The following is a 19,085-nucleotide window of genomic DNA, read 5'->3' on the forward strand; positions in this document are numbered from 1 at the left end:
AGTCAGCAGCGTTGAGTTTAGTTGTACAAAGGCTTCGGTGTTGGCTGAATGTTCCTGTTCATTTGTTGTTGAACTTCCTTCTGCACATAGTTACTTTGGTTGTTTGTTGAATCACAAAAAGTGTTTGGTTTAATTGTGGTTTTTTGAGTTTTGGGTAATCTGTTTTTGCCCAGTTTGGCTGTATGCGTACGCTCGTATAACAAACAATTCAAGCGGATTCCCAACGCGTGGCATTTTTGGTTTGCGGTGATTTTGGGTGTTTAAGGTGGTGTGCGGCAGGTTGGTTTGTGCGTTGCTCACCACTTAATTGGGCGTTATGGCTTCTTTTAAAAGTTATACTGGTTGGATGAACAGTGTTTGTTGTTTGTGTTCTATTCGTTGTGTAAAGTGTTGTTTTTACTTTAATCAAAGAGGGCATAATGAATGCGTGAATCCTTACGCCGTAAAGTGTTAGATGTTTGTGCTAAGAAAATCGCACAAAAGGGTGAGAATGTTGGTGTTTCATTTTATGCATTTTTCGCTAATAAAAACGACGATCCAGAGTTGTTAATGGAAGCAGCTACTTGGTGGATTCAAACTCACCAGCTAGATCACTTCGAAAAAGCCAACAAAATCATAGAAATGATTAAATCAGGCAAGTAAAGAACACCTTAAGTCCAAGCCATAACAAGGCGTTTAAGCGGGATTCATGCCGCGTGGCATTTTTGGTTTGCGGTGATTTTTGTGGTGAAAGTGGTGTGCGGAAACTTGGTTTAGGCGGCACTCACCCCTTAACGCGGCGTTATGCGCCCAAAATTGGATTCACATCCATGCTTTTGTGAAGGATACGGATAATCTCAATATTTTGACTGCCGATCTGACGATAAAATATTACGTGGCTTCCTTGTGGAAACTTTCTGTAGCCATCGCGAATTTCGTCACAGGCTTTACCAATATCAGGATTTTCGGCTAACAGCCAAAATGAGTCATCAAACTGTTTTAGATAAATATTTCGCTGTTCGCGACCCCAGCGTCGAGAGGTAAACAAGGCTATATCTCTTAAATCAGATTTCGCCTTGTTAGTTAACTGAAATGGTCTCATTTTCTCTCTTCGCTATCTAACTCATTGATAAACGAATCAAGGTCATAATCCGCAACTCCACTTTCTTCGCCCTCAACAAGCAACTGGCGTAAAGTGTTCATTTTAGTTTCTTGGGTTTCAAGTAAACGTAAAGCAGAACGAATAACTTCACTTGCAGAGCCATAGCGGCCGCTTTGGATTTGATTAGCAATAAAACCGTCAAAATGGTCACCCAAAGTAATACTAGTGTTCTTAGCCATAACTTAGTCCTCAGTACCAATAGATACCTAATTATGGTATTAGTTGAGCTTGGATGCAAGGCGCATAACAAAGCGTTCAAGTGGGACTTGGCACGCGTGGCATTTTTGGCTTGCAGTTTATTTAGTGGTTAGGGTGTGATGCGGTAACGTTTGTAGTGCGTGCCTGCGCCCCTTAACGCGGCGTTATGGCTTCTTTTAAAAGTTATACTGGTTGGATGAACAGTGTTTGTTGTTTGTGTTCTATTCGTTGTGTAAAGTGTTGTTTTTACTTTAATCAAAGAGGGCATAATGAATGCGTGAATCCTTACGCCGTAAAGTGTTAGATGTTTGTGCTAAGAAAATCGCACAAAAGGGTGAGAATGTTGGTGTTTCATTTTATGCATTTTTCGCTAATAAAAACGACGATCCAGAGTTGTTAATGGAAGCAGCTACTTGGTGGATTCAAACTCACCAGCTAGATCACTTCGAAAAAGCCAACAAAATCATAGAAATGATTAAATCAGGCAAGTAAAGAACACCTTAAGTCCAAGCCATAACAAGGCGTTTAAGCGGGATTCATGCCGCATGGCATTTTTGGTTTGCGGTGAGTTTTGGTGGTGAAAGTGGTCTGCGGAAACTTGGTTTGTGCGGCATTCACCCCTTAACGCAGCGTTAGTTGCTAGAAGATAAATTCGTATCAAAGGAGAAGCAAAGTGGTACATGCTTACGGCGCTGAGGAAACAAAAGCGTTCTGTTGTAACTGCAAAAAAGTTACGGTTCATAAGTATGAGAGCTTTTCAAAAACAGAACCTAAAACTGAATCAAGAGGTTTCTTTTCTGGGTTACTTGCTGCAATAGCAAGTGCTTTGATGGAAGGTGAGCCAACGGGTGATTATAAATGTAAGGTTTGTGGTACTAACCTTAGCACGCCAGACTACTTGGACTAAGTTCTTTGGCAAACATCAGTTACGCAACTAACAAGGCGTTTAAGTGGGATTCATGCCGCGTGGCATTTTTAGTTTGCGGTGATTTTTGTGGTGAAAGTGGTCTGCGGGAAGTTGGTTTATGCGGCATTCACCCCTTAACGCAGCGTTATGTTTAGTCACGTAAAATCAGTTGGTTGCATCTTTTCTTTGCTTTCTCAGCTTTCTAATTTTGGTCTTGTCGGCAAGTTACGTTTAGTGGTCGCTGTTTTCTGGACTCCAATTCGTGGGCGCTAAAAATTCAGAGAGTTGCCTCATTAAAGTTCAGTGCGTTTGTGAGTCGAATGAAGCGATGTTAGTTTCAACGTTTGAGCACCAGCTTTCGGTTTCTCACGCTAAAATCTCAATGTCAGTACAATCAAATTTATGAGTTAATTCAGCTTTTTAGCTTCTAACTTTGGTTTTCAAAGATAAGTCGAGTTAAGCTCTTGGTATCGTAAAACTTAACCGTTCGAGTCTTAAACATAACAAGGCGTTTAAGCGGGATTCATGCCGCGTGGCATTTTTGGTTTGCGGTGATTTTTGTGGTGAAAGTGGTGTGCGGAAACTTGGTTTAGGCGGCACTCACCCCTTAACGCGGCGTTATGTGAAATAAGGAAAAGCTAGTGAAGTGTAGTAGTTGTAACATACAAGTAGATGATGGTGAATTGAAACTTATTGAAGGTGACATGGTATGCAAGTCATGCTTCAAAGCGCAGACTGATGATGCACTTGTGCCAAATATGATGCGAAAAACGTTTAAGCCAAAGGTAAAACATGTGTCAAAAAAAAGTTCCCGTGTTGGGAGGGTTGAATATACTTACTTTATGTTAATTACTTGGCTTCTGTTACCTGTATTAGTTCAAGTTTTCTTAATGTGGTTTGTAAATAACCCAGTTGCCAATAATTTACTTAATAATGATGTTCATCGCTTTCTAGTTGGATTTACGCCAATGCAAGTGAATAGCAACGATGGTGCATATGGATTCTATTATGATGTGTTTGCATTATGGTTTATTCAAATTCCATTATCAGTCGTATTTTCAGATGGACGAGTTAAAGACATTGGTTGGAAGCCATGGTTGGCGTTTGTGCTATGGTTGCCATTAGTAAATTTGATTCTATGTTTTAAGAAAGGAGGAGATGGTGAAAATAGTTACGGGATCCCAGCTCCTCGCGTTTCCTTAGTGGCTCGCATTATAGTATTTGGAGCACCAATTCTTATACCAATAATACTCATTATTTGTGCTCTCTATATTCATGGCGCTATCTAGCACATAACAAAGCGTTTAAGAGGGATTCATGCCGCGTGGCATTTTTGGTTTGCGTTGAGTTTTGGTGGTGAAAGTGGTCTGCGGAAAGCTGGTTTAGGCGGCACTCACCCCTTAACGCGGCGTTATGTTTAGTCACGTAAAATCAGTTGGTTGCAGATTTTTTTGCTTTCTAATTTTGGCCTTGTCGGCAAGCTGGCTTTCGGTGGTCGCTGTTTTCTGGACTCCAATTCGTGGGCGCTAAAAATTCTGAGAGTTGCCTCATTAAAGCTCAGTGCGTTTGTGAGTCGAATAAAGCGTCTTAGTTTCAAAGTTTGAGCTCTAGTTTTCTGTTTCTCACGTTAAAACTCAAAGTTAGCACAATCAAATTTATGATTTAATTCAGCTTTTTAGCGTCTGGTTTTGGTTTGCAAAGGTAAGTCGAGTTAAGCTATTGGTATCGCAAACTTAACCCTTTGAGCCTTAAACATAACAAGGCGTTTAAGCGGGATTCATGCCGCGTGGCATTTTTTGTTTGCGGTGATTTTTGGTGGTGAAAGTGGTCTGCAGAAGCTTGGTTTATGCGGCATTCACCCCTTAACGCGGCGTTATGTGTCCTCAGTGAAAATAAGACGGAACTATGTTCATAGAATCATTAAAAATCAGGCTTCGCTCACTTGAAGTTGATGATGCTGAATACTTTTATCAGTGGTCTGGTGATAGGGAAGTGACACAATTCAGCCTGTCAGCTTATGCCTATCCGCAATCTCGTTCAGATATTGCTAAGTGGCTGTCGGACATTAACTCAAGTTCAAAGACGATTTCTTTTGGTATCGAGTAGAGAAAGCCAAAAACTGATTGGTTATGCTGGTATTTCAGGGATTAGCTCACTTAACCGAAGTGGTGAGTATTTTATCCTCATTGGTGATAAAGCATTTTGGGGCAAGGGGCTAGGAACAGAAGTCACGCGTTTAGTCACTAATTATGGATTCCGAGAGCTTGGCTTACATCGAATAGAATTGACCGCATATTGTGACAACGTAGCGGCAATCAAAGCTTATGAAAAGGCAGGCTATCAGCACGAAGGTATCAAAAGAGAATCGGGTTATCGCAATGGCCGATTCATGGACAAAGTCCAAATGTCCGTTTTATCGCGAGAGTGGCCGGCCACATAACAAACGCCTCAAGAGGGACTGTCAACGCGTGGCGTTTCCAGTCCCATTGAGCCGCGGTGGTTGCAGTTGTTGTGTTTGAGTTTAGTGGCATGCGTTGCCAGCCCCTTAGGCGGGCGTTAGGTGTTTCTAGGAGATGGAAGATATGTTTAACCAATGGGAAGTGAAAGAGGCGTTCGCTGAGATAACAGTGGAATGTTGGGGTGACTTGGTCTATCTCCTCGAAGCTAGTTTTTTAGATTGGTCGGAATTTATATTTCGAGGACAAGCTGACTCTGATTGGACTTTAAGATCTAAGTTTGATCGGGACTATAAAAATATGCTCTCTGAGATTAGTAATTATAATTCTTCAGAAGCCTCTAAAATCAAAGGTTTGATACAGCTTAAGCCTCGACATGATTTACTTAAAGAACATTTGTCTAGGTTTAAGACTAACACTGTTGGCAGAAGAGGTGCTAGCCCTACTAGCTTGAATGATATGGAATGGTGGTCTTTAGGTCAGCACTTTGGTTTGTCTACACCTTTGCTTGATTGGTCTAGATCGCCTTATGTATCGCTATATTTTTCACTCATCTCTCAAACTTTACCTGAATCTGGGTATCACGCACTTTGGGTATTCTCTCCAGCAGCGTTTCATGATTTACATATTAATCAAGACCATAGAGTTGAATCAGAAGACGAAAGTATTAGATTCATCCATGATGCATTGTGTGAGGAAAACCAGAGGGTTATTAGTCAGGGAGGTGTTTTCACACTTACGCCTAACGGCGAAGATATTGACGAATTCATCCCTAAGGTACTCAATTTAAATGGGCATGCACCTGTGTTGTATAAAATCAAAATACCAATGTCTAATAGAGATGACTTTTTGAGGCATTTGGAGTCAATGAACGTGCATAGTGGGACACTTTTCCCTGATTTAATTGGTGCTGCAGATTTAGCAAATAGGCAACTGGAAAAGGAAAAAACGCTTTTGCTTCGCCGAAAAAGTGATAGCTTTGCCGATAGGTTATTCAGCCTTAATCTATACCACGAAACACCTAACAAAGCGTTTAAGAGTGATTCGTAACGCGTGGCATTTTTACCATGCGTTGGTATTTGTGGTTAAGATGGTTTGCAGGGGCTCCAGCATTGCGTTACTCACACCTTAACGCGGCGTTATGTGCTTGGAGATAAAATGAGAAAACTATCAATCATTACATTGGGTGTATCAAATATCGAGGTTTCCGCAAAGTTCTATGAAACCGTACTTGGATTAGAACGCACAGATTATCAATCTGATGAAATTGTATTTCTGGATATTGATGGTCCGGAATTAGCTCTGTTTCCCAAATCCGAATTAGCAAAAGATGTTGGTGTTGAACCAAATGGATCAGGCTTTGCCGGTATTACACTGGCTAGAAATGTTCGTTCGTCTGGTGAAGTGCTTAGTCTGCTGAAAAAAGCTGAGGATAATGGTGGGAAAATCGTCAAACAGGGACAGGCAGTGTTTTGGGGTGGTTTTTCAGGTTACTTCTCTGATCCAGATGGATACTTGTGGGAGATAGCTGTAGGTTCAGAGCTCTATAAAGCAGAAATTGAGCAACGCACATAACAAATTGTTCAAGAGGGATTCGCAACGCGTGGCATTTTTACTATGCGTTGGTATTAGTGTTTAAGGCGGTATGCGGTGGCATCGGTATTGCGTTGCTCACCCCTTAACAAGGCGTTATGCTTAATCATGTAAAATTAGTGGTTTATGGTTTTTCTCTGTTCCCTCAGCTTTTCAGTTTTGTGTTTGTCGGCAGTCGGCTTTTTTGAGCGCTGTTTTTCGGACATCAATTCTTTGGCGCTGAAAATTCTGAGTGTTGCCTCAATCAATTTTCGGGCAATCGCGAGGTTAGGGCGGTTGGCTCAATCAGAAATTTGATCTTAGGTTTTTTCGTTTTAGCTGCCAAAGTTCAAAGTCTGATTTTCAAAATCATGAGTCATTTCAGTTTTTTGGTTTTTGGTTTTTGGCTTTTGTTTGTGAATCAAAGTCGAGTTAATCTTGTTTTTAGTAAAACGTAAGCCATTGAAGCTTAAGCATAACAAGGCGTTTAAGCGGGATTCATGCCGCGTGGCATTTTTGGTTTGCAGTGAGTTTTGGAGGTGAAAGTGGTTTGCAGAAACTTGATTTATGCGGCACTCACCCCTTAACGCGGCGTTAGCTTACTAGTTCAACTTGTTGACTATATTCGAGTTTTATATAGAATTATCCCCTAGTGGATTTAGGCAGAGGTTTGGAGTTCAATTCTCCACTTCAGCACCCTGGACATAATAACCGGACTCACGTTTGTAATTATCACACTAAATTACATCAACAATTTGTTAGTTTCACATCCGACAAATAAACGAGGAGGTTTTATGGAAAGATTCGTTCAAAACGTAAAGTATTTCGCTTCAGCAGTAGTAAATGGGGTGAGTGCGGTTTGTTCTGGTGTTGTCGCAACTGGTGTAACTTCAGGGTTGAACCTAGAGAGTGTAAGCTCTCAGGGCTTCTTCCTAAGTCCACTCATTCCTACCAAGTTCGTCACCAGCCATTAACCCCGTAAGCTAACAAACAATTTAAGAGTGATTCTGCACGCTTGGCATTTTTGGTTTGGGTTTAGTTCAGTGATTACGGTGGTCAAATTGAGTATCGTGGTCGCGTGCTTCACACCTTAATTGGGCGTTAGCTTTTCATATGTTAGGCAGCTTGCTTTTCAGTTCCAAAAGTAGCAAGTAGGCAGAGTTGCCAGTCATTTCATATGGAGAAAACGCGCTTGTTGCTGAGAATTTAAGAGTCACAGGTTTTGTTGTGCTGGACGCAGGGATATAGCCCATGGTCCAATCGTGAAAGTCTCTACTGTCAATTTCAGAGTAATCAAGGATGACCACATTATGGTGTCTCGAATCATTAATAATTGAGCGATAGACTTGGTTGACAGTGTTTCGTTCACCTTCTAGGCATTGAAGGAAGTGCTGGCTGTTGAAGAAAAGAATACCAGTTATCCCTAGTTTCAAATTGTTGTGCTTGGCGGACTCTAAAATGGCATCAACGTCAGCATGTGTCATTTGCTCTGTTATGGTGCTCGTATAAATGAGTCTTGTAAGTTTCATATTGGGCATCCTATGTGTTTTTAAAACTATAAGACAAGTTGGCGAAAAAGCTAACAAAGCGTTAAAGAGGGACTTGGCACGCGTGGCATTTTCAATTTGCGTTGGGTTTAGTGGTTAAGGTTTTATGCGGCCACTTTTGTATTGCGTGCCTGCGCCCCTTAACGCGGCGTTAGCCGTCATGGAGCTTGCTATACTCAAAGTGATAGAATAGTATCACTTTAGTATTCCTTTGGAGCAGCTCTCATGAAAGTAGAACTAGTTACATCACTCAAACGTCAAGCAACTAAGATCCTCGCGGATCTCCACGACACCAAAGAACCGGTGTTAATTACTGAGCATGGTAAGCCATCCGCGTATCTCGTTGATGTTGATGACTACGAGTTTATGCAAAATCGTTTAGCTATTCTTGAGGGTATTGCACGAGGTGAGCGTGCACTAGCTGATGGTAAAGTGTTAAGTCATGATGAAGCCAAGGACAAAATGTCAAAATGGCTGAAATAATCTGGACTGAGCCAGCGTTATCTGACCTCAACGATATCGCTGAATACATCGCACTTGAAAATATCGTAGCTGCAAAGCAGTTAGTGCAAACGATCTTCTCCAAAGTCGAACGCCTGCAAACTTTCCCAGAGTCAGGTCGTATTCCACCCGAGCTAGAACATTTAAGTTATCGTGAAGTTGTCGTTAATCCATGTCGTGTTTTCTATAAACAAGACGGTGGCAAAGTGTTTATTCTGTTTGTTATGCGTGCAGAGAGAGATTTGCGTAAGTTCCTGTTGAGTAAGCAGTAACCTTTGGGAATGAGCGGCTAACAAACTGTTTAAGAGTGATTCGCAACGCGTGGCATTTTTACCATGCCTTTGCTTTAGTGGTTAAGGTGGTATGCGGGAGCTTCGGTATTGCGTTGCTCACACCTTAACAGGGCGTTATGTGCTTTTTCGGAAAATCTCAAAATCGCGTACAATCAGCGTTTTGAAATAGCGGAAATCATCATGTCTAAAACTGTTCAGCAGCAAATCGGAAACGTCGCTCTAGTCGTTGAAAATTACGACGATGCTATTGAGTTCTATACTCAAAAACTTCAGTTCACACTGGTTGAAGATACTGACTTAGGTGGAGGTAAACGCTGGGTTCAAGTTCCCCCTCCAAACTCCAATGGTACGAATTTGCTCTTGGCTCAAGCGAGTACACCAGAACAAACGCAAGTAGTAGGAAATCAAACGGGTGGTCGTGTGTTCTTGTTCCTACAAACTAATGATTTCTGGCGAGACTACGAGTTAATGAAGACAAATGGTGTTGTATTTAATGAAGAGCCACGAGTTGAAGAGTACGGTACAGTGGTGGTATTCCAAGATCTCTATGGTAACAAATGGGATTTACTGCAACTAAACAGAGCAACCAAATAGCACGCACATAACAAGCAATTTAAGAGGGATTCACAACGCTTTGCATTTTTGCTTCTACTTCAAATTTAGTGGTTATGGCACAATGCTTTAGGTTAGGGTGTAGGCGTTGTTCACCCCTTAATTGGGCGTTATACCGCAATCAATCATCTAACCTTTTCATGGCTTTACGGTAAACATCGCTACGTTCTCGTTTTCCGACTGCTAAGACGGTTACAATGATGACATCGTCTTCAACTTTGTAGACGAGACGGTAGCCCGATTGACGCAACTTAATTTTATACATGTTGTCAGCTCCAGAAAGTTTTGAAGCTGGAACATGTGGGTTATCTAAGCGCTCGATTAGCTTTTTCTTAAATTGTTGTTGCAGAGTAGAGCCAAGCTTTTTCCACTCTTTGAGTGCGCTCTTTTTAAAGTCGAGTTTATAGGTCATCAATATTTACCGAAATGCTCTCTTCAGATTCACGCTCTTTAGCGATAGCTAGTAGTTCAAGATCTTCGAGTCTGTCCATCATCATTTCGTACGCTTCGGCAGGTACGCAATAAAATGCTGGCTCATTTCGGTTTAACACAGCAACAGGTTCGCCATAAGCACTAGTTGCAACTTTCATAGGGTTAGCTTTCAACTCGGTAATGCTTGCAGCAACATCGGCTAAAATTCTAGTGGTCATATAATCGGTCTCTTAAGTGGTCTTTATGTTGGTCATTTTAGCCTCAATAAAGCGGTATAACAAGTTGCTTAAGAGTGATTCGCAACGCGTGGCATTTTTACTATGCGTCGGTTTTTGTGGTTAAGGTGGTATGCGGCAGCTTCGGCATTGCGTGCCTCACACCTTAATTGGGCGTTATGCTTAATCGCGTAAAATCAGTGGTTTATGGTTTTCTTTGTTCCCTCGGCTTGTTAGTTTCGAGTTTTTCGGCAAGTTGGCTTTTTTGAGCGCTGCTTTTCGGACACTTATTCTTTGGCGCTGGAAATTCAGAGAATTGCCTCATTCAATTCTCGGGCAAGCGCGAGGTTAGGGCGGTTGGCTCAATCAGAAATCCATTTTTAGGTTTTCAAACTTCAAACCAGATTTGCCAAAATTCCGAGCCTCATTATCAAAACTATGATTCATTTCAGTTTTTTGGTTTTTGGCTTTTGTTTGTGAATCAAAGTCGAGTTAATCTTGTTTTTAGTAAAACGTAACCCATTGAAGCTTAAGCATAACAAGGCGTTTAAGAGGGATTCATGCCGCGTGGCATTTTTGGTTTGCAGTCAGTTTTGGTGGTGAAAGTGGCCTGCGGAAAGTTGGTTTAGACGGCACTCACCCCTTAACGCAGCGTTAGGCCCAAATAGTATACAAGGAGGTTCAATGAGTAAATTAGTGGTTTATTTGTCGGCAATTGTGGTTGCATGTTTAGTAGTAGCAGAGCCCGCATTTGCTGGCCCTGGAGGAAAAATTGCAAGCGTGTTATCTGAGACATTCTGGGGAAAGGTACTAATACTATGTTTATTAATCTTTTTTTCACCGCTTATAGTGTACGTGTTTTGCAAGGAGAAACTAGCTGAGCAACGCGCTAGAAAAGATCTAAGGTTTATGGCTGGCTACAGTGAGTTGTTTGAGTGGTTAAAAGTACAAGAAAGAGTAAAGGATTGTTTCTATCGAGTGCATGCTGGTTGGGAGAGTGAAGACTTATCGAGTGTTTCAGACTGGATGACAGATTGGTATTGGCAAAATCAGCAGCAAGTACATCTTGAGAATTGGAAAAAACAAGGGTTAGTTAATGTGTGTAAGGTAACCCATTTGTCCAAAATTAAACCACTACTATTTGTTCATAGGAATCAATCTGTAGAACATGAAGGTTCTATGGTAGTGGTTGCTATTACCGGAGAAACTCAAGATTACCTAATGGTAAAAGAGACAGGAAAAATTGTAGAAGGGAGCAAAAAGTTCAAAGATGTCGAAACAATATGGACTTTGACCTTGACCAATGGGGTTTGGAAAGTTTCGAACATTGAAAGCAGTACGATGTCTATAGATTATGTCAATGAAGCTAAGCATTTGCCCAAGATTGAGACTACGGTGCTAAGCGACCCCCCCTCTGGCAGGATAGTTGTCACTGTTAAAATTTAACCAGTTTGGGTGGTAATGAGTGAGTTTTGAATCGCATTCCAACAGAAAGAAAAGAAGCCATATTGAAGAAGCTACTGCCTCCTTATTCAATGTCTGTAAGCCAAGTAGCAAAAGAGGAAGGTATTAGCACAGCCACCCTGTATCATTGGCGGCAGCAACTTAGACGTTCAGGAGCCGCTGTGCCAAATAGTCATACTTCATCAGAGCAGTGGTCTGCTCAAACTAAACTCGCCATTGTCGCTGAAACTTACTCGATGACGGAGAATGAACTCAGTCAGTATTGCCGCGAGAAAGGCTTGTTCCCTGAACAAGTGCAAGGTTGGCGAAGTGAGTGTATGCAAGGGTTTATGTCTGCTAAAGAGCGTGAGGCTGAAGCCAAGAAACAAGCTAAAGCTGACAAACTTGAAATTAAAGAGCTGAAAAAAGAGTTACGCTTTAAAGAAAAAGCGTTAGCGGAAACGGCGGCGCTATTGGTTCTTCGAAAAAAGCTGAGAGCCTTTTACGGGGAAGAGCCAGAGGAAGATTAACCTCAACCGATGAAAGGCAATACTTGCTCACTCTTATCCACGATGCCAAGCGAAGTGGCTGCCGTCTAGAGTACGCCTGCAATGAAGTTCAAATCGACTTGAGAACGTATCGACGCTGGTATCAGCGAGGTGAAATACGGACAGACAAAAGACCGACCTGCGTTAGACCTGTGCCTGCTAACAAGCTATCACCGCAAGAGCGCAATGCGATTATTGAGGTGTGCAACCGCCCTGAATACGCAAGTTTACCACCAACTCAAATTGTCCCGACGTTGCTTGATAATGGTGAGTATATTGCTTCAGAGTCGAGCTACTATCGGGTTTTGAAAGCAGAAGGTCAGCTTCATACCCGAGGTCGTCAGCGAAGTCGACAAAGGCAGGCCAAGCCAACAAGTTATACGGCAACAGGTCCCAATCAGGTGTACACATGGGACATTACGTACTTGCCATCTGTGGTTAAGGGACAGCACTATTCTCTACGTGATTGAAGATATCTATAGCCGAAAAATCGTTGGCTATGATGTCTACGAATGTGAATGCGGTGAGTTAGCGTCACAGTTATTGCAGCGGACGCTGATGCGCGAGCAATGCTTTAATCAGCCACTGGTACTTCACTCGGACAATGGTGCGCCAATGAAGTCACTGACGTTCAGAGCGAAAATGGATGAGCTTGGTATTACTTCATCATACAGTCGCCCGAGAGTCAGTGATGATAACCCGTATGTTGAGTCGCTGTTCCGCACAGTGAAGTACATGCCTAGCTGGCCAACAAAAGGCTTTGAACAACTCGATGCAAGTCGTAGTTGGGTTGAGGCGTTCGTACGTTGGTACAACACCGAGCACAAGCACAGTAAGTTAAATTACGTTACGCCATCAGAGCGTCACAGTGGTAAAGATAGCGAGATTTTAAGACGTCGTTCGGATGTGTTGTCGATAGCAAGAGAGCGACACCCAGAGCGTTGGTCAGGCAAGATAAGGAACTGTGAACCCGTTGGTGAGGTTCATCTAAATCCAGAAAGAAAAGCCGCTTAATAACTAAGCGAATGATGACAACTACCTTGAAAAACGCCGGTAAACTCTTGCTCTCATTGCCCAATATTAGTGATTGTAATCATTTAACTCAGTGTCCAAACTGTTGGTGCGGTTGAAAATCTATACCGACAACTTTAGTGAACATGACTTTTACTCCTGATCCTAATGCTGTACCAGTCGTGCTGTACAGCAATGTTAGAAGGGAGGTGCGTCAATAACATCAAAGCGTGCCATAAATATGGTGGGCATACTACTTAAGGGACGTGATTCATATCAGGGAGCATGAAATACTGCCAGATTAAGTCTGGATTACTACAGCTAGCTAATCCAGGCATTTTCCGATTTAACTCGCCTCTTGTTATGGGATCTGCTACTAAGCCAATACATAATGAGTAGGAGCAACATCGTTAGACCAAACAATGCCATAAATGCATGATTGATGACTGTCTCCATCGCTTGGTTAGAGCGAATGCGGGGAGCTAAAATGAGCGTAAGTTGTCCTTCGTCGTTATTCACTGCCTTCAAGATAGTTGCATCAACGCGTTGATAAGCAACTTCAGCCTGCATTTGGATTAACCTATTCAATGTCTCTATTTTAACATCGTCATGGACAGGATATGGATTTGCTCTCATCATGGCTATCTCTTGCAAATCAGCACTCGTTGGCCCCATCCACTGAATAGAAAGAATGTTTTGCTTTGGGGGTGGTAACTTCAATGAAGCATGATTGTTTCGCCATATTGTACTTCTCAGGTTATGTAATTTACCTTGATAATTTTTAAGGCTATCACTATTTTTAAGTAACTTTTCATTCGCAAACTCGCCACCTTGTAATGCTTCGTCCCAACAGTAGTCGCTACAGTGGCTTTTTGTTGCCTCTCGCCATAATACTGAAAACTCGTGTTTGAACGCTGAACAATCTGCAGCCAATGAATCTGTACTTCTAGTTGAGCTTCCTGTAGCTAATGTATTATCCGTTTTAACACCCTCACTCTTTGCATCAGTTGGGCAGTATTTCGCTAAATGATTAGCGATTTCCATTAAGCTCTTTACAGTAAATATTGCTAATTCACTTCGCCTATACATGACTAAATTATCGACTGAATACGACTTTTTCACTTCAAAAGCGAGCATCATCAACATGTAGTCTCCTTCTGAGACGTCGGGGGTATAATCTGGCTCATTGCTGATAAAATCTATATACTCTTCGACCAACTCAGTATTAGGAACCACTTGAAAGTCTTCATCCGTCAACGCATATTTAAATACGTTGCAATAGAGAAGAGCATTATCTTTTGAAAAGCTATCTAAACATAAACGGGGTTGATTGATTGATAAATGATCGCCAACTTTTAAATCGCTCGATGCCCAATCTTGAATGGTGCTAATTTGATAGGATGCGCTATTTTTAAGCATGGCAAAAGCCGCATCGCGCCATTCCAATTTTGTGTTGAAAGCGATGATTAAACTAGCGCAGAGTAATCCCACAGCAGCAGTAAGATATTGTGGTTTTCTTTTCGCAAAATCTCGTTCTGAAATTTCGTTTAAACCTATTCGCACAACGGCCGATTGATTCTGTTCAATTTCAAAGTATACATTTTTATTAATACTCGCCGTATTTTGCCAATGGCTTGGCATCCAAGCCTTTTTTGTTTTCCCGTTTGGTTCAGTGAATGTCAGCCAAGTTTTTCGATCAGAGCTCTCTAGAGACTCTATTTTGCCGAAATACCTCGTTATCACTATATTGCTAGGTTCATATTTTGGCTTTGTCTTTAAAAGAAGTATCAGTACTGCAATAACAGTTACCGTAAGCAGAACTACTGGAGCAAGCCATATAGGTTCAATGGCAATATCAATCTTGTTGATGTACGTAAAAATACTCGCAGCCACTACTATAATTAGCGGTACGGGAAAATTGTAAAATGGAGGTGATAGATACAAAACTTCTGTTTGGGTGGCGGGTCGTTTAGACTTTAACACGGTTTGACGGGCAGTGTGCGTTGCTGGCCCCATACCTTGCTCTACAGGTTGTGTTGTGCTTGACGCATATGCTTCAGCTCCCTTAGAGAAGAGTGATGGCGCATTTGCAAGAGTATTATTGATTTCATCGACAATATAGTAATCGTTAAGACGAAGGACTAGAATTGTCTCGGCAACCACAACGACTTCAGCAAGTTGATCCTCAGTATCAAGGAAGTATATCGCTTTATCGGATATTGCTACCGGATAATCTGCCAAAGCGAGGAATTTCGTTTTTCCTTCATCATCTGGAATTACATGCACCTCAAAAGGTTCAGTGATGTAATAAACCTCAGAATATCCGACATCAAAGCCATATAACTCTGAGAGGGCGGAACGCTCTTCTTCAGAAAGGTTTGCATCACGCTTCACACTTAGCAACTTAGTCCGACGCTCTTTTAAGGCTGCTTCTTTATCACTACTACTATTGAATAGTGTATTGATTAAGCTAAAAACAAGAAATATTTTTATTATGATGGCAAGTTCATACATGTAAATATAAAGTCCTTTTTATGTTGAGCATTTGTTGTCTTTATCAATTTTCAACCAATGATAGAAGCAAATACGCAATTTCCGTATTAATCAACATCCATAAAATTACCCAAGATATCTCAATCCTAATAGAAAAGTGATCACATCTACGTTTCATATAGCTCATGATAGGATGCAAATAATTCCACCAATAAATATAACCGTAGCGTTTTAACTCACGTTAGAAAACATATTGATCATCATTGGTAATTGATGAATTTGTTAATTTAGTTGGATGTGAAAATTCATCTGATCGACATTATCAGAGCAAATTCAACGAAAGGCCATATAAAAAATGTCGCAATTAAGAGACGGGTTGCGTAAAGTTTCATATCATGCAATTGGTGCTTACTGCGGCTTTGTTTCTAAATTCGAGTTCAATTAAAAACGCGCCTAGCATGGCTAATTGTAAGGTGATTAGCTTCGTTCCAGATATACCTAGCCTCGTAAGCCCATCCAATGTTTTGAGCATGGAGTACTGAGGGATCCCCTCATAAATCCGCCAGTGCATAGCCATCTTTTAAGAGCAGCTCAGCTAGAGTCATGGCCGCTGCTAAAAGGTGTTGAGTAGTAATCTCGTAGTCTGGTCGCCTGAGGACTTCCATACCTAATCGAACGGTAGACAGGACATTTCGATTTCTGACTGTATTCGCTTGAAAATGCCTATCCCATCCTTGTTGCTGTGCATGTATTCCTACCAGCCAAAACATGAGTTGCAGCATTAAAGCTATCAGCAAAATAATATCGAACCTTTTGGGGCAACTAGTGCGACTTTGACGTAGACCTAATCCATAAGCGGGACTCTTTAAGTCTCGGAAGGTTTCCTCTATCTGCATGCGCTTTGCGTAAAGCCTCACCAACTGCTTGGGAGTACGAGCCGCCGTTGGTAAGTTAGTTGCCAATACCCATGGCTCTTTTGCTGAGTCAGAGTACACCTTCGGCGATGGATGGTGACAGTTTGTTCGGGTAGAACGCTGATTCTTACGGCCTTTAGGCAATGCTCTATACAGCGCTATTTGGCAGTTGATGGCATTGCTTCGGGTCAGCTTTTGATAACCAAGACTTTTGGCTCTGCTAGAGGCTTTGCTATGTAACTTACTGACTGGCTGCCAATTTTCGGCACCGAGTTCAGCAAATTGTACTTTACCTCTTACTCGACTCAGCCAGTACCATCCGTGCTCTTCAACAGACTTGTACCATGGCACTTTAAATCCAGCATCACTGATAATGAGTGGGGTCACCGAGGAAGGTAAAATGTTCGCTAGGTCAGATAAAAACTGGTCATGAGCCGACTTAGAGCACTGCATTGAAAGTGGAAAGGCCTTTTCATATAAAGTGACCGAACGCCCTTGTAGCGCCACTGATGCTCGGAGCACCATAAGTCTCTTGTGTTCACGGATATCAGACCAATCGACGAGAACCACGGGCATAGGGTTACCCGCACAGATAAAGCTAGCATGCCAACGATAAACGGCGAGTCTCTTTTGGTGCAGGTGGTGGTTACCTAAAAGACGATCCATCCGCTTTATGTTGTGCTTAGTTCTAGCTTGGCAAGGTAAGTTGCGGCCAAGTTCGGTGAGCGTAAGGGTTTTGCTATCAAGTAATGCTCGGCAAGCTAGCATTAAGCTATTAAGTCGCTTTAAATGCAGTTCAGGGCAGAATTGGTAGAGAGAATCATGTAAGATATTGAGTTCGCACATCTTGTTGTTTGGTTGTTGTTTTTTGGCGAAACCATTTGATCACATGACAAGATGTGCATCTACCTTAACTTGATGATTTTTATCTAAATCATCAGGGGATTCCTCAGCATGGAGTAGTTCTAGCCAACTTGGCCGTTGTCATTTCTTAATCTGGCAGAACATCACCGTCTCTGAAAGCGAACGTGTATGGTGGCCATACTTATTTTTCCTATAATTATTTGCACCATATAGCTGCTGCTGATCGACAGCTAAATTGCGAGGATGGCCATGTTCCATAAGAGTTATCACTTATCTCGCTGGAATTCACTGTTTGGCTCGTTTAATGAGAATCGCTTCGGATCACAACTTAGTGTCATACACACTATCACCAGATATCTCTATGATTCTTTGTCGCGCCTGTTTGAACAATTTGGGGAGCACTTCACCGTGCTTACATTTGCGGCGATGATTTCAGACGTGCCGCACTTCCCACCTGAATCCAGCCCTTTGTGACAAATGGGGTGCTGTTGCAAATTTTAGACAAATTTCAAGTTCGCACATTTCTTATTCAAGCTTTTTCCAAAAAACACAATATGCAACTGTGTTTTATTCGCTTTTATTAGAAAAGCCTGCGCAAATAGGGTTAATTACCGGCAGTTAACCGATATAAGGAATGAGAAGTGATGAGCATGGTAAGGAATTACAAGCAAATGGCGATGTCATATTGTTTTATCACGCTTTGTATGTTGGCAATGAGCACCGTAGTTGCTGCTAAAGAATTAGAAGCAAAACAGGTATTAGCCGGTAAGTTAATTATTCAGGTGCCAACAGAATTGCAAACAATGCCTCAAGAGTTGATTGAAGTTAAGTTTCCAAATTCCAACCGACCCACTGACGTGTTGAGTGATTCGACAGGTGGTGTGACTCTTGCGTTTAATCATACTCAAAATGCACTTTCACCGAATCAAATCAGAGAAGCGCACGGTGTCATCTCTAATATGTTTAAGAATAGATATCCCTCAGCGACTTGGTTCAGAGATGAAGTCAGTACTCTTAACGGTCAAGAATTTATCATCATGGAGTTGATTACTCCTGCAATAGACACTCAAATTCACAACATCATTTATGGAACCTCCATAGACAACAGGCTTTTATTTGTCGCGTTTAATACAACAGTAGAGCAATCTGAACAATGGTTGCCGATCGGCAAACAAATCATGGCCTCAATACAACTGGCCAATTCGTCATTGTGAGTGGAGTAGGGAAAACATGGATACAGCATTTAATGAGAAAACGCGGAAAAGCTCAATAATTCTAAAGGTCGTTGTGTTTGTATTTTGTGTGGTGGTTATCGGCCAGACGAGCGCAATCTACCTCCCTGCAATGAATGGAAAATTACCCAATTTATCTTCGCTCTTAGGAATTGTGGTTTGTTATATTGCACTCTTCAGTACGGGAGCCATGTCAATAAAGAGAAGTAAAGTTTGGTTCGGACTGCTTGGTATGATCGTTGGCACTGTGGTTTTCTTTGGCGCGAGTTTTTTGGCAAGTTACGTTACTGCGAAAGATCGTGCTATCGATAGATCGGTGGTGGAAAGAAACAAAACTTTGCCAATGATGCTGGATGAATACACTCAACTGGATAAGATCTCGGTGAATCACAAGAGCAAAGGGTACAATTTGCATTTATCACTGATTGGACACTCAAAAATGGATATTGATGTCGAGGTGTTGAATGAAGTCTTTGACGTCGACATCAAACCGACTACCTGCACGAATGAACAGTTAAGAATGCTTTTTGAGCTGGGCTATAGTATTAATTATCTCTATTTGGACAAGAACCAAGAACGTATTAACTACTATAATATTAGGCCAGAAGACTGTGGTATTTAAGAGTCTAAAATCTTGAGATAAAAATAAAGCGCGATAGAAAAGTCGCGCTTTATTTCGTCGATTTGTTGAATCTTGTCGACTGAA

Annotated in this window: 20 protein-coding genes and 3 pseudogenes; 15 read left to right on the plus strand and 8 right to left on the minus strand. The window is 41.7% G+C overall.

Annotated elements, in window-relative coordinates:
- Positions 1–423: 423 nt before the first annotated feature.
- A complete protein-coding gene (locus AOT11_RS14940; protein WP_005527676.1) occupies positions 424–642 on the plus strand; it encodes a DUF6500 family protein in 219 nt (72 codons plus the stop codon).
- 139 nt (positions 643–781) lie between these two features.
- Here the strand turns inward: AOT11_RS14940 and AOT11_RS14950 are convergent, their stop codons facing one another.
- Together AOT11_RS14950 and AOT11_RS14955 are read right to left on the minus strand one after the other, a co-directional pair.
- Positions 782–1,081: a type II toxin-antitoxin system RelE/ParE family toxin gene (locus tag AOT11_RS14950; RefSeq protein WP_017420621.1), complete on the minus strand. Its 300-nt coding sequence runs from the start codon at positions 1,079–1,081 to the stop codon at positions 782–784.
- The gene (locus AOT11_RS14955; RefSeq protein WP_011080384.1) at positions 1,078–1,320 is read right to left on the minus strand and encodes a type II toxin-antitoxin system ParD family antitoxin; all 243 of its coding nucleotides are present in this window, start codon (positions 1,318–1,320) and stop codon (positions 1,078–1,080) included. The genes AOT11_RS14950 and AOT11_RS14955 overlap by 4 nt, the downstream gene beginning before the upstream one ends.
- Before the next feature lie 292 nt (positions 1,321–1,612).
- Here AOT11_RS14955 and AOT11_RS14960 point away from each other — a divergent pair, with 292 nt between their 5' ends.
- The 7 genes and pseudogenes from AOT11_RS14960 to AOT11_RS15035 all read left to right on the plus strand — a co-directional run bounded on the left by AOT11_RS14960 (position 1,613) and on the right by AOT11_RS15035 (position 7,248).
- A complete protein-coding gene (locus AOT11_RS14960; protein WP_005527676.1) occupies positions 1,613–1,831 on the plus strand; it encodes a DUF6500 family protein in 219 nt (72 codons plus the stop codon).
- Between the two features lie 181 nt (positions 1,832–2,012).
- Positions 2,013–2,246, plus strand: coding sequence for a hypothetical protein (locus AOT11_RS14970; RefSeq protein ID WP_043037921.1), 234 nt, complete (start codon positions 2,013–2,015; stop codon positions 2,244–2,246).
- Between the two features lie 641 nt (positions 2,247–2,887).
- Positions 2,888–3,535, plus strand: a complete 648-nt coding sequence (locus tag AOT11_RS14985; RefSeq protein ID WP_017420776.1) for a DUF805 domain-containing protein — start codon at positions 2,888–2,890, stop codon at positions 3,533–3,535.
- Between the two features lie 616 nt (positions 3,536–4,151).
- Positions 4,152–4,686, plus strand: a pseudogene (locus AOT11_RS15000) (GNAT family N-acetyltransferase).
- 142 nt (positions 4,687–4,828) lie between these two features.
- A complete protein-coding gene (locus AOT11_RS15005; protein ID WP_017420366.1) occupies positions 4,829–5,752 on the plus strand; it encodes an FRG domain-containing protein in 924 nt (307 codons plus the stop codon).
- A 108-nt stretch (positions 5,753–5,860) separates the two neighbouring features.
- On the plus strand, positions 5,861–6,277 hold the full coding sequence (locus tag AOT11_RS15015) for a VOC family protein (protein ID WP_026060790.1): 417 nt from the start codon (positions 5,861–5,863) through the stop codon (positions 6,275–6,277).
- Positions 6,278–7,068: 791 nt separating this feature from the next.
- Positions 7,069–7,248 (plus strand): hypothetical protein, encoded by a 180-nt coding sequence (locus AOT11_RS15035; protein ID WP_080586392.1) that lies wholly within the window; start codon positions 7,069–7,071, stop codon positions 7,246–7,248.
- 135 nt (positions 7,249–7,383) lie between these two features.
- Here AOT11_RS15035 and AOT11_RS15040 read toward each other — a convergent pair whose 3' ends face one another.
- Positions 7,384–7,803, minus strand: coding sequence for a BLUF domain-containing protein (locus AOT11_RS15040; RefSeq protein ID WP_017420365.1), 420 nt, complete (start codon positions 7,801–7,803; stop codon positions 7,384–7,386).
- Positions 7,804–8,046: 243 nt separating this feature from the next.
- Between AOT11_RS15040 and AOT11_RS15045 the strand changes: the two genes are divergently transcribed.
- From AOT11_RS15045 to AOT11_RS15060, 3 genes are all read left to right on the plus strand, one after another.
- Positions 8,047–8,304 carry a type II toxin-antitoxin system Phd/YefM family antitoxin gene (locus AOT11_RS15045; protein ID WP_017420364.1) on the plus strand — a complete coding sequence of 86 codons (258 nt, stop codon included), beginning with the start codon at positions 8,047–8,049 and terminating at the stop codon, positions 8,302–8,304.
- Positions 8,292–8,594: a type II toxin-antitoxin system RelE/ParE family toxin gene (locus AOT11_RS15050; protein ID WP_017420363.1), complete on the plus strand. Its 303-nt coding sequence runs from the start codon at positions 8,292–8,294 to the stop codon at positions 8,592–8,594. Before AOT11_RS15045 ends, AOT11_RS15050 begins: the two co-directional genes overlap by 13 nt.
- 201 nt (positions 8,595–8,795) lie before the next feature.
- Positions 8,796–9,209, plus strand: coding sequence for a VOC family protein (locus tag AOT11_RS15060; protein WP_017420361.1), 414 nt, complete (start codon positions 8,796–8,798; stop codon positions 9,207–9,209).
- A 139-nt stretch (positions 9,210–9,348) separates the two neighbouring features.
- Here AOT11_RS15060 and AOT11_RS15065 read toward each other — a convergent pair whose 3' ends face one another.
- Together AOT11_RS15065 and AOT11_RS15070 are read right to left on the minus strand one after the other, a co-directional pair.
- Positions 9,349–9,639, minus strand: coding sequence for a type II toxin-antitoxin system RelE family toxin (locus tag AOT11_RS15065; RefSeq protein ID WP_005377002.1), 291 nt, complete (start codon positions 9,637–9,639; stop codon positions 9,349–9,351).
- The gene (locus AOT11_RS15070) at positions 9,629–9,877 is read right to left on the minus strand and encodes a type II toxin-antitoxin system Phd/YefM family antitoxin (RefSeq protein ID WP_005377003.1); all 249 of its coding nucleotides are present in this window, start codon (positions 9,875–9,877) and stop codon (positions 9,629–9,631) included. Before AOT11_RS15070 ends, AOT11_RS15065 begins: the two co-directional genes overlap by 11 nt.
- Positions 9,878–10,558: 681 nt before the next feature.
- On the opposite strand from AOT11_RS15070, the gene AOT11_RS15085 reads away from it, so the two are divergent.
- Both AOT11_RS15085 and AOT11_RS15090 read left to right on the plus strand, forming a co-directional pair.
- Entirely contained in the window at positions 10,559–11,320 is a 762-nt protein-coding gene (locus AOT11_RS15085) for a TIM44-like domain-containing protein (RefSeq protein WP_089529815.1), read from the plus strand.
- Positions 11,321–11,346: 26 nt separating this feature from the next.
- Positions 11,347–12,879 (plus strand): annotated as a pseudogene (locus tag AOT11_RS15090) (IS3 family transposase).
- Between the two features lie 318 nt (positions 12,880–13,197).
- Here AOT11_RS15090 and AOT11_RS15095 read toward each other — a convergent pair.
- The 3 genes and pseudogenes from AOT11_RS15095 to AOT11_RS24250 all read right to left on the minus strand — a co-directional run.
- Positions 13,198–15,390, minus strand: coding sequence for a hypothetical protein (locus AOT11_RS15095; protein ID WP_061778604.1), 2,193 nt, complete (start codon positions 15,388–15,390; stop codon positions 13,198–13,200).
- Positions 15,391–15,920: 530 nt separating this feature from the next.
- Complete coding sequence (locus AOT11_RS15105) at positions 15,921–17,129, minus strand: IS4 family transposase (protein WP_061778606.1); 1,209 nt, start codon at positions 17,127–17,129, stop codon at positions 15,921–15,923.
- A gap of 156 nt (positions 17,130–17,285) precedes the next feature.
- Positions 17,286–17,552: pseudogene (locus AOT11_RS24250) on the minus strand (IS5/IS1182 family transposase); the annotation flags it as partial.
- 239 nt (positions 17,553–17,791) lie between these two features.
- Between AOT11_RS24250 and AOT11_RS15115 the strand changes: the two are divergent.
- Positions 17,792–18,361 carry a hypothetical protein gene (locus tag AOT11_RS15115; RefSeq protein WP_223848426.1) on the plus strand — a complete coding sequence of 190 codons (570 nt, stop codon included), beginning with the start codon at positions 17,792–17,794 and terminating at the stop codon, positions 18,359–18,361.
- A gap of 16 nt (positions 18,362–18,377) precedes the next feature.
- Positions 18,378–19,001, plus strand: a complete 624-nt coding sequence (locus AOT11_RS15120) for a hypothetical protein (RefSeq protein ID WP_017420141.1) — start codon at positions 18,378–18,380, stop codon at positions 18,999–19,001.
- Positions 19,002–19,085: the final 84 nt, after the last annotated feature.

It is taken from the genome of Vibrio vulnificus NBRC 15645 = ATCC 27562 (genome assembly GCF_002224265.1).
Classification (GTDB): Bacteria; Pseudomonadota; Gammaproteobacteria; order Enterobacterales; family Vibrionaceae; genus Vibrio; species Vibrio vulnificus.

Excerpts from the sequence above, each read along its gene's own strand:
- AOT11_RS15040 (WP_017420365.1), bottom strand. The coding sequence starts at position 7,803 with ATGAAACTTACAAGACTCATTTATACGAGCACCATAACAGAGCAAATG.
- AOT11_RS15120 (WP_017420141.1), top strand. The coding sequence starts at position 18,378 with ATGGATACAGCATTTAATGAGAAAACGCGGAAAAGCTCAATAATTCTA.
- AOT11_RS15060 (WP_017420361.1), top strand. The coding sequence starts at position 8,796 with ATGTCTAAAACTGTTCAGCAGCAAATCGGAAACGTCGCTCTAGTCGTT.
- AOT11_RS15085 (WP_089529815.1), top strand. The coding sequence starts at position 10,559 with ATGAGTAAATTAGTGGTTTATTTGTCGGCAATTGTGGTTGCATGTTTA.
- AOT11_RS15005 (WP_017420366.1), top strand. The coding sequence starts at position 4,829 with ATGTTTAACCAATGGGAAGTGAAAGAGGCGTTCGCTGAGATAACAGTG.
- AOT11_RS14955 (WP_011080384.1), bottom strand. The coding sequence starts at position 1,320 with ATGGCTAAGAACACTAGTATTACTTTGGGTGACCATTTTGACGGTTTT.
- AOT11_RS15095 (WP_061778604.1), bottom strand. The coding sequence starts at position 15,390 with ATGTATGAACTTGCCATCATAATAAAAATATTTCTTGTTTTTAGCTTA.
- AOT11_RS15035 (WP_080586392.1), top strand. The coding sequence starts at position 7,069 with ATGGAAAGATTCGTTCAAAACGTAAAGTATTTCGCTTCAGCAGTAGTA.
- AOT11_RS15105 (WP_061778606.1), bottom strand. The coding sequence starts at position 17,129 with ATGTGCGAACTCAATATCTTACATGATTCTCTCTACCAATTCTGCCCT.
- AOT11_RS14950 (WP_017420621.1), bottom strand. The coding sequence starts at position 1,081 with ATGAGACCATTTCAGTTAACTAACAAGGCGAAATCTGATTTAAGAGAT.
- AOT11_RS15015 (WP_026060790.1), top strand. The coding sequence starts at position 5,861 with ATGAGAAAACTATCAATCATTACATTGGGTGTATCAAATATCGAGGTT.
- AOT11_RS15070 (WP_005377003.1), bottom strand. The coding sequence starts at position 9,877 with ATGACCACTAGAATTTTAGCCGATGTTGCTGCAAGCATTACCGAGTTG.
- AOT11_RS15050 (WP_017420363.1), top strand. The coding sequence starts at position 8,292 with ATGGCTGAAATAATCTGGACTGAGCCAGCGTTATCTGACCTCAACGAT.
- AOT11_RS14960 (WP_005527676.1), top strand. The coding sequence starts at position 1,613 with ATGCGTGAATCCTTACGCCGTAAAGTGTTAGATGTTTGTGCTAAGAAA.
- AOT11_RS15115 (WP_223848426.1), top strand. The coding sequence starts at position 17,792 with ATGAGCATGGTAAGGAATTACAAGCAAATGGCGATGTCATATTGTTTT.
- AOT11_RS15065 (WP_005377002.1), bottom strand. The coding sequence starts at position 9,639 with ATGACCTATAAACTCGACTTTAAAAAGAGCGCACTCAAAGAGTGGAAA.
- AOT11_RS15045 (WP_017420364.1), top strand. The coding sequence starts at position 8,047 with ATGAAAGTAGAACTAGTTACATCACTCAAACGTCAAGCAACTAAGATC.
- AOT11_RS14940 (WP_005527676.1), top strand. The coding sequence starts at position 424 with ATGCGTGAATCCTTACGCCGTAAAGTGTTAGATGTTTGTGCTAAGAAA.